We start from the raw sequence: 8,782 nt of genomic DNA, 5'->3' as shown, positions 1-8,782 counted from the left end.
TCATCCGCCCCAGCAGCAGGCCGAGCAGGAAGGTCACCGCGGCGGCCACCCCCGCCAGCCAGGGGGGGAAGTTCTGACCCTGGGCCGTCGGAGGAGGGGAGGGCGCCTGGGCCGGCGTCGAGTCCTCCGGGACGATCACCCGGACCTTGATGTCGCCCGCGAGCAGCGTGTTCACCAGGTCATCGAGGCAGCGCTCGTAGTCCTCCGCCGAGATGTCGATCCGCGTGCCATGTTGGGCCTCGTACCGCCTCGCCAGCGACTCGTGGCTGCGCAGCTGCGCCTCCTTCTTCGCGACGTCCACCCACCCGCAGACGATCGTCGGCGCCGTGCCGCGCCGGGGGATGAGCGAGATGCACTGCCGGGCCAGGAGTCCTCCCGCGGTGCTGGGACCCTCGGGCTCGTCGATGCGCAGCACCCGGTGCGGATTGCGGCCGTAGATCTTCTTGGAGAGCTTGTCCCGCAGCCGGTCCGCGAACAGCGCCGCATGGGTGGCGAACATGGTCCGGTTCGACTCGCCCGCCGAGGGGGCCGGCTCCGGCGAGGCGTCGAACTCCGCCAGGGGGGCCATGCGCGTCTCGTTCGACCGTCCCGCTGCCCGCACCGGGGGCGGCGTGCGCTCGTCCTCCCCCAGCGGGGCGATGCGCGTCTCGTCGGCCCGCCTCGTGTTTCTGTGCCCGTTCGCCATGTGACTCCTTGGCGGAGAGGATACCTCACCGGCGGGTGGGCTTCTCAGGCCGCCCCGGCAGCCGCCCGCGAGACCTCGGCGCCGTCCCCAGCAGCATGCCCACGTTGAAGATCGCCACCCGCACCGACACGCCCTGTGTCCCCCTCACCGGTGTGCATGTCCGGCAGGATGGCGGAGCACCCGGGCGCGAGTCCCGCGTACGCCCCTGGACGGATGCCATGGCGGGGCGCGTCACTCTGACCGGGGGTCGACCTTCCCGGGGAAATCGCCTTGCGCACACGGAGGGTCGTGGCCACCACGTTGCGGCGGAAACAGCCCCTGGAGGCCCTCGTGCGCTCGCGAACATTCCTTTCCCTGGCCGTCCTTCTCCTCGGCCTGCCCGCGCTCGCCCAGCAGACGGTCCAGGTGCAGCCCACGCTGGAGACCCAGGGGGTGCTCGGCACCGGGACCGTGGTCGCGGGCGCGGCCGTGTGGGTCCACCCGAGCGATCCGGCCAACAGCCTGCTCCTCGTGGCGGACAACCAGAATGGGCTCCTCGTCTACCAGCTCGATGGCACCCGACGGGCGCAGCCCCCCGATGGGATCGTGCTGGGCGTGGACGTGCAGGAGGGCGTCTCGCTGGGGGGCATCTCCCAGCAACTGGTGGTGGTGGCCAACCAGTCACTCCAGGGCCTCGTGGCGTACCTCGTGGACCCCACGACGCTCAACCTCCGCCGGGCGGGGCTGGCGACCATGACCGCTCAGGGCTTCACGCCCAACAGCGTGGCGCTGTACGTGAGCCCCACCACCGGGCGCGTCTTCGCCTTCGCGGGCAGTGAGACGGGCGCCCTCCGGCAATTCGAGCTCACCGCCACCCAGAGTGACGCGGGCACCACGTCCACCCTGGTCCGCTCCTTGAACGTGGGAGGACCCGTGGTGGGCCTGGCCGTCGACGATGCCCAGGGCGCGCTCTACGTGGTCCAGCAGAACGTCGGCATCTGGCGGTACGGCGCCGAGCCCGATGCCGCGGACGCCCGCACCTCCGTGGACACCGTCGGCGGCGGGGGCCTCGTGCAGCCGCTGGGGGGCGTGGCGCTCTACGCGGGGTCCGGCGACAGGGGCTACCTGCTGGCGGTGAATGGGGGCGCGGACTCGGTGCGCGTCTACGATCGGGCCCCCTCCGCCCATACCTTCCGGGGCAGCTTCACCCTCGTCACGGCCGGAGGAATCGACGCGGTGGAGAATCCCCGCCACGTGGTGGTGAGCAATCGCTCCCTGGGCACCCGCTTCCCGTTGGGAATGGTGGCCGTCCACGATGGCGCCAACGTCGGGGGCGCCGAGAACTTCAAGCTCGTCCCCTGGAATGCGCTCGCCGCCCGCTTCACGCCCAACCTCCTGGTGGACACCGGGGGGGGAAATGCCACGGACGGCGGCGTGCCGGATGGAGGCGCGGGCGGAGGAGGAGAGCCCGTCGTCACCGCACCACCGCCACCTGGTCCTCCTGGCTCGGTGCCGGATGATCGCGCGCTGGGGGAGGCGGGGTGTAACTGCTCCTCGGTGTCCGTGTCGGGTTCGGTGCTGTTCGTGCTGGCGGGCGTGCTGCTGCTCTCGCGCCGGCGCCGCGGAGCCTGATGTCGGTTGCCTGCCGGGGGCGGCTGGGCTCAACTCGGCGCCCTCATGTACCCCTCCCGACTCCTCTTCGCGCTGGTGGCCCTCGCGGTCGCCGGTTGCGCCAGCGCTCCGCGTCCCGCGGAGTCGTCCTCCCAGACTCCTCCCGCCCAGCCCCAGGCCCTGAAGGCCGAGCCCGTCCGGCTCACGCTGGTGGGCACCAATGACTTCCACGGCTGGCTGATGCCCCACGACACCGCGCTGCCCGGTGGCCTCACGGTGCGCGAGGGGGGGGCGGCCGTCTTCGCCGGCTACCTGGCCCGGCTGCGCGCGGACAACCCGGGGGGCGTGCTGCTGCTCGACGCGGGAGACCTCTTCCAGGGGACGCTCGCCTCCAACCTCACCGAGGGCGCCGCGGTCATCGACGTCTACAACCGCCTGGGCTACGCCGCCGCCGCGCTCGGCAACCACGAGTTCGACTACGGGCCGGTGGGCCCCCGCGCGGTGCCCGGGCCGGGCGAGGATCCCGTCGGAGCGCTCACCGCGCGCATCCGCCAGGCGCGCTTCCCGCTGCTCACCGTCAACGTCCGCGACGCCGCCACCGGCCAGCACCCGGCGTGGCTCGGCAATGACGGCACGCTGCTGGTGACGCTCCAGGGCGTGAAGGTGGGCGTGGTGGGCCTCACCACTCCGTCCACCCCGCGCATCTCCAACCCCGCCCACGTGGCCACCCTGCGCTTCGAGGACATGATGCCCACCACGCTGGAGGCCGCCAGGCGCCTGCGGGCCCAGGGCGCCGAGGTGGTGGTGGCCATCGCCCACGCCGGTGGCAAGTGCGCCGACCTCTCCAACCCGCGCGACACCTCGAGCTGCAATCGGGAGGACGGGGAGATCTATGGCCTCGTCGAGGCGCTGCCGCCGGGCACGCTGGACGCCATCTTCGCCGGCCACACCCACCAGGCCATGGGCCACTTCTTTGGCGAGGTGCCCGTCGTCTCCACCTCCGGCCTGGGCCGCTCCTTCAGCGTGGTGGAGCTCTTCGTGGACCCGGTGAGCCGCAAGGTGCTGCCGGAGCGCACGCGCCTCCAGGCCGCCGTGCCCGTGTGCGCCCAGGTGGAGGCAACGAGCGGGAGCTGTGACGCGCGCAAGCTGAAGGAGCTGGGCGCCTCGGTGCAGCTCGTGCCCGCCACGTTCCTGGGCGCGCCCGTGGTGGCTGAGCCCGAGGTGGAGGCGCTCGTGGCCCCCGCGCTCGCGCGCGTGGCGGAGGAGCAGCGCCGGCCCCTCGGCGTCACCGTCACCGCGCCCCTCGGGCGCAACTACGAGGGCGAGAGCGCGCTCGGCGATGTCCTCACGGACGCGCTGCGGGAGATGGAGAAGGCGGATGTGGCCCTCCTCAACTCCGGCGGGCTGCGCGCCAACCTGAAGGCCGGTGCCCTCACCTATGGCGACCTGTATGAGGTGTTGCCCTTCGACAACACCGTGGCCGTCGTCACCGTCACCGGGGACGAGCTGCGGCGCCTGCTGGCGGCCGCCTATGGCTCGGGCTCCGGCGTCTTCCAGGAGTCGGGTCTCCAGGTGAAGCTCGCGCGCTGCGCCGGCCCCGAGCGCCTGCGGGACGTCACCCTGGCCAATGGCAAGCCGCTGGAGTCCAGCCGCCTCTACCGCGTGGTGATGCCGGACTTCCTCGCTCGCGGCGCCGCGGGCCTTGGCGCCGTGCTGTCGCAGCTGCCTCCCGAGCGCATCGACCTGGGCGTCGGCCGCGAGCTGATCCTCCGGGACGCGCTCGCCACCTGGTGGAAGACGCGCGGCACGCCCATCTCGGTGCCCGCTACAGGCCGCATCAGCTTCGTGGAGGAGGGCGCGAGCTGCGCCTCCAAGGCCCCCGCCGCCCCCCGCTCCGAGTCGCCTTGAGCCCGAGGCCGACCCCGCGCGGGCCGGAAACTCGGCTCGCGCGCGATCGGCCACTTTCCGGGAGCATGCGCAAGTGGCCGAGATCCGGACGGATCTCCGCCGGAGGCCAAAAATCGGCCTCCGATCAGTTTCCAACTTCCGAATTCCTCCTTACTCTGGCGCAGGCGCGTCGTGATCCGTGGAGCCTTTCGAGGCCCGATCACGTTCCGCCGGCAGGGAGGGACACACATGCTTTACAAGGTTACCCCGATGATGCCGCCGCCGGCCTCGAAGGAGGCCAAGACGACGCGCGAGCCGGGGCAGCCGCGCAAGCGGCGCAAGTCGGCGGTCTATGATGCCGACGGGCACGAGGTGCTCATCTCGCTGATGTGCATCAAGTGTCGCAGCCTCAAGCCGCTGGCGCAGTTCGGTCTGCGGAAGATGGCGGACGGTGCCATCCGCAACCAGCCGTGGTGCCGCACCTGTCGCTCCGGCGCCGGGACGCGCAAGCCCAAGGCCGAGGAGCAGGTCACCGAGGCCATGGCCCAGGCGCCCGTCGCGGTCACGCCCAACCTCCAGGTGGTGCCGGTTCCGGCCGTCGCCCTCGAGGACGAGGCACCGATCGCCGTCGCCTCGCAGGGCTGAGGTCCGCTCGGGCTGATCCGTAGGGGATGTGTCCTTCCGAGGGGCGGAGCGCTTCGCTTCGACCCTCGTTGGAGGGATCTACCCTGCATCGCGCCCTGAGCGGAGGGGGTTCTCCTTCTTCTTCCAGGCAGAAGGGTTGGATGTAAGGCGAGCGTCCGAGAGGGTCCTGTGAGGGACTCCACGCATGCGGCCCTGTCAATCAGGGGGGTACTATCCGCCCCAGGGGGGGTAGTATTTGAATGCGGGGGCGTGGAGAACCGAGGTCGCCTGGGACGGATGCATGAGCGATGACACCGAGGTGGACAGCGGCTCCGGGTACGACGCGGAGCAGGACCTGGCGCAGCGACTGTTCCTGGCGACGCCGGAGCACACCACGCGCGGCATCCTGTTCATGGCCACGTTGAGGACGCTCCGGGAGCTCGGGGTGGACGAGGCGATGGTGCAGAGATGTCTGGAGGCGAGCGGGGAGACGGAGTTCGTCGAGTTCTTCAACTACCCCACCAGCTCCCTGCTGCGGTTGCTCGAGGCCGCGGCGCGGGCGCTGTGCCCCAAGTATGGGAGTGTCGAGGAGTCCCTGCGACAGATCGGGTGGATGTCCGGGGACATCTACATGGCCTCCAAGGTGGGTCGGTCGGCACAACAACTGATGGGCGGGGCGGACCCCATGCAGTGGGTGCGTGCCCTGCAGGCGCTCTACAAGGTCGTGATGGCCTACTCGGAGCCGTCGGTCATCTGGATGGGGCCGAAGCGCGGCATCCTCGCCGTCCAACGCACCTTCACTCCCCTGCCGTACCACGAGGGGGGAGCGCTCTCGATCGCCGCACGGCTCGGGGTGCAGAACGTGAAGGTGCGCGCGAGGAGGACAGGAGATCTCAGCATCGAGCTGGCCTTCTCCTGGGAGTGAGCCCTCCGCGCCAACGCGCGGGGGAGGGCACTACAGGCGCAGACCCGCCGGGAGCGTGTCGCCGAGCGCCCGCGCTTCATCCGCGGCCTCCAGCGCCACCACCTCCGTCACCATCCGCACCCAGGTGTCGGCCGCCTTCGCCGCTCGGAGGGCCTGGGCCGTCTTGGCTCGCAGCTCGGGGCTGAGGTCCCGCATCCGGTCCCCGGTGAGCCGCGCGAGCTGCGCCGCCGCGAACTGCGCCCCGTCGATGCGCTTGAGGTCCAGCTCCAGCAGCAGCGACAGCCAGGACTCCGCCACCTCCACGTCCACCACCTTGTGGCCGCTGCCGTACAGCGGCACCCGCGCGCCCAGGCGTCCCAGCGCCCACGACCACGGGCCGCCGCTCTTGCTCTCCGCCTTCAGCCGCGCCGCCACCCACTGCCCCAGCTCCGCCTTGTCGCTCGGGTCGAGGTGCTCCAGCGAGGCCGCCGTGCGCACCATCTCGTCCAGGCCCTCGGGCACGATGCCCTTGAGCTTGGTGTGCGGTTGCGTCCCCTCCGGGGGCACCTTCCTCGCCAGGTGCGGCTTGAGGTAGTCGTACAGCTTGCGTTGCTGCGCCTCGCTCAGCCCGCCCGCCATGCGCCGCCACATCACCCAGAACTCAATCCACACCGCCTTCTCGGTGTGGTGCTGCACGAGCTGCTCGAAGAGCCCGAAGGTCTGCTCCGCCCGCCAGTGGTCCAGCGGGTAGCCGAAGCCCGGCCGCAGCGTGAAGCCCGTCAGGCTGTAGAAGACGCGCTCGTGGTCCGCCGTCCGGCGGCGCTTGGAGGCCCCCGCGAAGAGCGAGCTCCACAGCTCGCGCAGCACCGGCACCCGCCACGTCTCCTTCGGGCCCAGCACCTTCTCCAGCGTGCGCGAGAGCTGCTTCACGTCCTTGGGGCCGATGGGCAGCGGCTTGTTGCCGTACACCCGCTCCACGTTCTCCTTCGCCTCGGCGAAGCGCGCGGGCATGGACTCGGTGACGGTCAGCTCGCGCTCGCCGCCCGTGCCCCGCAGCTCGAACTCCAGCCGCCAGCGCTCGTCCGCCACGTTCGACACGGCGAAGAGCTCCAGCGTGCCGATCTCCGTGAGCCCCGCCTGGAGGTGCACGGGCACCTCGGCCGTCTTCCCCGCGCCGCCCTTGAGGATGGTGTGGATGGGCGGCAGGGGCTTCAGATCCTCCGAGAGCGGCACCACGTCGCCCGGCTTGTCGATGCGGTCGCTCGTGGTGGAGGACAGCGTGAACTGCACCGGTCGCCCCAGGGTGAGCGTGAAGGAGCGCTCGCCGATGTCGACCTGGTTGCCCTCCTCGAAGCCTCGGGGGATGAGGCACAGCACCGGCTGCTCCGTGCTGTCCGCCGAGCGCTGCAGGGCCACGTAGTACGCGCGCGCCGCGCCACCGCCGATGCGCAGGCCGTGTCCGCGCCGCACCAGCCCGTAGTAGGCCGCGCCGCGCGCCACCGCCAGCTCCAGGGACTCGTGCTTGAGCAGCCGGATGCGCGGGGCTCCCGGCCACCATGCGCTCACCGCGTCCACCAGCCGCGCGGCCAGCCGCGGCGAGTTGAAGACACCCCCATTGAGCAGGATGGCATCGGGGCGGGGCAGGGCACCCTCCGAGGGCGCCGTCTCGCCCAGGGCCGCGAAGCCCGCCGCCGCGTGCTGCGCGAGGAAGGCCGCCAGGTGCCGGGTGATGGCCGCGTCCTGCGCGTACGGCAGGCCCAGCTCCTGGAGCGCCATGCGCGACACGCGCCGGGGACGCTCCTGCGCGCCCGAGCGGGGGAAGAAGCCGTCCATGACGAGGGCCTCCGCCTCCTCGCGCGTGAGGTCCGTGGACAGCGAGCCGCCCAGCAGCCGGCTGCCCTCGGCCACCAGGGACAGGCCGTAGCGCTCCGGCGGAGTCGAGCCCAGCAGTGCCTCCTTGGCGGTGCGCGCCGCCTGGATGGCCTGCGTCCACTGCGTGGCGGACAGGCGCCGGTTGCCCTCCGGGAAGAGCTTCTCCTCCAAGCGCCTGGCCAGGGCGGCGTCCATGTTGTCGCCGCCGAGCATGAGGTGCTCGCCCACCGCGAGCCGCCGCAGCATGGGGCCCTCGGGGGACACGCCCGCGTGCACGAGGGTGAAGTCCGTGGTGCCGCCGCCCACGTCCACCACCAGCACCAGCCGCACGTCCTCCAGCGACTGCGCCAGGTCCTTCCGGTGGCGCGCGGTGTAGTCGTAGAAGGCCGCCTGCGGCTCCTCCAGGAGGGTGAACTTCTCCAGGCCCGCCTTGCGCGCGGCGCTCACCGTGAGGGCGCGAGCCGCCTCGTCGAAGGAGGCGGGCACGGTGATGACCACCTCCTGCTGGGCCAGCGGCGCCTCGGGGTGGGCGTGGTTCCACGCGCGAGCCATGTGCGCGAGGAGCAGGGCGCTCGCCTCCACCGGGGACAGCTTCGCCACGTCCGCCGGAGCCCCCCACGGAAGGATGGGGGCGGAGCGATCCACGCCCGGGTGGCACAGCCAGCTCTTCGCGGACGTCACCACCCGGCCCGGCACCCGGGCCCCCTGCCAGCGGGCGAACTCGCCCACCACCTGCGGGCCGCCCTCGCCCCACGGGAGGCGGAGCGACTCGGCCGCCAGCTCATGGCCGGCGGGCACGTAGACGCACGAGGGCAGTAGCGACCGCGGGCTCACCTCCCCCTGGCGCACCAGTTGGAAGACGGGGAAGTCCTCCACCGGTGCGGTGGGGCCCTTGCTGGGGTCCACCGAGGCGACAGCGCAGTGGGTGGTTCCGAGGTCGATGCCGACGATGTGCATAGGCGTGCGGGCGGCCCTCCCTGGCCGCGGGCTCCTTCTACTCCTTCATGCGGACGTTGAGCTCCAGCTTCCACTTGCCGGGGCCGTCCTTCTGCAGGCAGCGCAGCTCCAGCGTGCCCACTTCGGTGACGGCGGCCTGGAGGTTGACGGGGGTGAGGTCTCCAAACGGCGCGGGCGTGCCCGGCAGCGTCGTCTCGATGGGGGCGAGCTCCTCGAACTCGTCGTTGCCCACCACCTCGTCCACCATGCTGCCCACCTTGTCG

Annotated in this window: 5 protein-coding genes and 2 pseudogenes; 4 read left to right on the top strand and 3 right to left on the bottom strand. The window is 71.9% G+C overall.

The window, feature by feature from the left end; translation table 11 throughout:
• Positions 1-685 (bottom strand): annotated as a pseudogene (locus tag VF697_RS12945) (hypothetical protein); the annotation flags it as partial.
• A gap of 288 nt (positions 686-973) precedes the next feature.
• Between VF697_RS12945 and VF697_RS12940 the strand changes: the two are divergent.
• From VF697_RS12940 to VF697_RS12925, 4 genes are all read left to right on the top strand, one after another.
• Entirely contained in the window at positions 974-2,296 is a 1,323-nt protein-coding gene (locus VF697_RS12940; protein ID WP_331094760.1) for a myxosortase-dependent phytase-like phosphatase, read from the top strand.
• Between the two features lie 45 nt (positions 2,297-2,341).
• Positions 2,342-4,183: a bifunctional UDP-sugar hydrolase/5'-nucleotidase gene (locus VF697_RS12935; RefSeq protein WP_331094758.1), complete on the top strand. Its 1,842-nt coding sequence runs from the start codon at positions 2,342-2,344 to the stop codon at positions 4,181-4,183.
• A gap of 228 nt (positions 4,184-4,411) precedes the next feature.
• Positions 4,412-4,807: a hypothetical protein gene (locus VF697_RS12930; protein WP_331094756.1), complete on the top strand. Its 396-nt coding sequence runs from the start codon at positions 4,412-4,414 to the stop codon at positions 4,805-4,807.
• Positions 4,808-5,087: 280 nt separating this feature from the next.
• Complete coding sequence (locus tag VF697_RS12925; RefSeq protein WP_331094754.1) at positions 5,088-5,711, top strand: DUF2378 family protein; 624 nt, start codon at positions 5,088-5,090, stop codon at positions 5,709-5,711.
• A gap of 30 nt (positions 5,712-5,741) precedes the next feature.
• Here the strand turns inward: VF697_RS12925 and VF697_RS12920 are convergent, their stop codons facing one another.
• Both VF697_RS12920 and VF697_RS12915 read right to left on the bottom strand, forming a co-directional pair.
• Positions 5,742-8,519, bottom strand: a complete 2,778-nt coding sequence (locus tag VF697_RS12920) for an Hsp70 family protein (RefSeq protein ID WP_331094752.1) — start codon at positions 8,517-8,519, stop codon at positions 5,742-5,744.
• 37 nt (positions 8,520-8,556) lie between these two features.
• Positions 8,557-8,782: pseudogene (locus tag VF697_RS12915) on the bottom strand (Hsp70 family protein); the annotation flags it as partial.

It is taken from the genome of Archangium sp. (genome assembly GCF_036388035.1).
Lineage (GTDB): Bacteria > Myxococcota > Myxococcia > Myxococcales > Myxococcaceae > Archangium.
The sequence above is the reverse complement of the archived record's forward strand: the minus strand, read 5'-3'. Positions and strand labels throughout refer to the sequence as shown.

Excerpts from the sequence above, each read along its gene's own strand:
- VF697_RS12935 (WP_331094758.1), top strand. The coding sequence starts at position 2,342 with ATGTACCCCTCCCGACTCCTCTTCGCGCTGGTGGCCCTCGCGGTCGCC.
- VF697_RS12930 (WP_331094756.1), top strand. The coding sequence starts at position 4,412 with ATGCTTTACAAGGTTACCCCGATGATGCCGCCGCCGGCCTCGAAGGAG.
- VF697_RS12925 (WP_331094754.1), top strand. The coding sequence starts at position 5,088 with ATGAGCGATGACACCGAGGTGGACAGCGGCTCCGGGTACGACGCGGAG.
- VF697_RS12920 (WP_331094752.1), bottom strand. The coding sequence starts at position 8,519 with ATGCACATCGTCGGCATCGACCTCGGAACCACCCACTGCGCTGTCGCC.